The 775-nt window shown below is 54.6% G+C and carries 1 rRNA gene; it reads right to left on the reverse strand.

The window, feature by feature from the left end:
* Positions 1-723: ribosomal RNA gene (locus tag NY1_RS41625) — 23S ribosomal RNA — on the reverse strand; the annotation flags it as partial.
* Positions 724-775: the final 52 nt, after the last annotated feature.

Here is a 775-nt window from a genome sequence, read left to right on the forward strand (position 1 = left end):
TTTCGCTACGGCTCCCCCACACGGGTTAACCTCGCCACACACCGATGACTCGCAGGCTCATTCTTCAAAAGGCACGCCATCACCCCACAACGAGGGCTCTGACGGTTTGTAAGCGCACGGTTTCAGGTACTATTTCACTCCCCTCCCGGGGTACTTTTCACCTTTCCCTCACGGTACTAGTCCGCTATCGGTCACCAGGTAGTATTCAGGCTTATCGGGTGGTCCCGACAGATTCACAGCAGATTTCACGGGCCCGCTGCTACTCGGGAGTTGCTCACATGAGCCGTTGCGTTTTCGCTTACAGGACTCTCACCCTCTACGGTTGGCCGTCCCAGACCAATTCAGCTAACACAACGGTTTCTGACTCATGCTCAGATCGGCAGATCTGAGAAGAACAATCCCACAACCCCGCATGGACAACGCCTGCCGGCTATCACATCCACACGGTTTAGCCTCTTCCGCTTTCGCTCGCCACTACTCACGGAATCACATGTTGTTTTCTCTTCCTGTGGGTACTGAGATGTTTCACTTCCCCACGTTCCCTCCACACACCCTATATATTCAGGTGCGGGTGACACGACATCACTCGTGCCGGGTTTCCCCATTCGGAAATCCTCGGATCTCAGCTCGTTTGACAGCTCCCCGAGGCTTATCGCAGCCTACTACGTCCTTCATCGGCTCCTGGTGCCAAGGCATCCACCGTACGCTCTTTATCACTTACTAACAAAGATGCTCGCGTCCACTGTGCAGTTCTCAAACAACACACCCGCATCGG

This window comes from Nocardia yamanashiensis NBRC 100130 (genome assembly GCF_001613325.1).
Lineage (GTDB): Bacteria > Actinomycetota > Actinomycetes > Mycobacteriales > Mycobacteriaceae > Nocardia > Nocardia yamanashiensis.